This window comes from Mycobacterium sp. TH-M82, assembly GCF_057473605.1.
In genome coordinates this window covers 1-1,178 of sequence record NZ_JBYCKY010000116.1, presented here as the reverse complement: position 1 = coordinate 1,178, position 1,178 = coordinate 1, and the positions used below count along the sequence as shown (strand labels likewise).

3 protein-coding genes are annotated in these 1,178 nt (G+C 64.7%); all 3 read left to right on the top strand.

Annotated elements, in window-relative coordinates; genetic code table 11:
* A partial coding sequence (locus AC2VON_RS03420) for an SIS domain-containing protein (protein WP_486951685.1) occupies nt 1–247 on the top strand: 247 nt, incomplete at its 5' end.
* Between the two features lie 25 nt (nt 248–272).
* Entirely contained in the window at nt 273–893 is a 621-nt protein-coding gene (locus tag AC2VON_RS03415) for a rhomboid-like protein (protein WP_486951684.1), read from the top strand.
* 41 nt (nt 894–934) lie between these two features.
* On the top strand, nt 935–1,178 hold a 244-nt coding region (locus AC2VON_RS03410; protein ID WP_486951683.1), incomplete at its 3' end, for a type II toxin-antitoxin system Phd/YefM family antitoxin.

The window sequence follows — 1,178 nt, the reverse complement described above, 5'->3', positions numbered from 1 at the left end:
CAAGGTGCTGTCGAACATCCGCGAGATCCAGAGCCGCGGGGCGACCACCATCGTCATCGCCGAGGAGGGCGACGACACGGTGCGGCCCTACGCCGATCACCTGATCGAAATCCCTGCGGTGTCAACGCTTCTCCAGCCGCTGCTGTCGACGATCCCGCTGCAGGTGTTCGCCGCCGGTGTTGCGCAGGCCCGCGGCTATGACGTGGACAAACCGCGGAATCTGGCCAAGTCGGTCACCGTCGAGTAGTGAGCGCCGTGCGACGCGTGACCCCGTGGCAGAGGTGAGGACCGGCCCGGCCCGACTGGCCGCTGCGTGGCATTTCGTCCGCAGTGCCCCGCTGACGTATCTGTGGCTGAGCGTGCTGTTGATCACCACCGTCATCCAGCACTTCGCCGGACGGCGGGTAACCGCCATCCTCATCGACCAGTCCACCAACGTGGCGCACCTGGCCACCAATCCGCTGGAAGTGCTGTTCTCCAGCCTGTTGTGGATCGACGGCAAGTACTGGCTGGCGTATCTGGTGTTGTTCACCCTGTTCCTGGCGCCGGCTGAGCATTGGCTCGGCCACCTGCGCTGGCTCGCGGTGGGATTGATCGCGCACATCGGGGCGACCTACATCAGTGAAGGCGCGCTGTACCTGCTGATCAATCTGCACGAGGAGCCAGAACTGCTGGTGCATGCCCGCGATGTCGGAGTCAGCTATTTTCTGGTCGGCGTGATGGCTGTGCTGACCTATCACATCGCCTCACCGTGGCGCTGGGGCTATCTGGCGGTGCTGATCGTCATCTTCGCCGTACCGCTGATCGCCGATGCGGACTTCACCGCGATCGGACACGCCGCGGCCATCCCCATCGGTCTGTGCTGCCATCCGCTGACCCGGGCGCCGACGTGACCGATACACAATTGTTCCTACGTGTAGCGAAGGGGGCGCTGATGAGCACGGTGTCGATACGCGAGTTCTCCTACAATCCCAGCGCGATGTTCGCCCGGGCGGAGAAGGGCGAAACCATCGAGATCACCCGCCACGGCAAGGTCATCGCGACGCTGAGTCCGGCCAAGCCGAAGAAGCTCAGCCGGATTGAGGAGCTCGAGGCGTCCGGGGCGTTGCGACGGTCCGGGAAGACGCTGGCCGACCTGGACACGTTCACCCAGTACACGTTGCCGGAGGGCGCTCCCG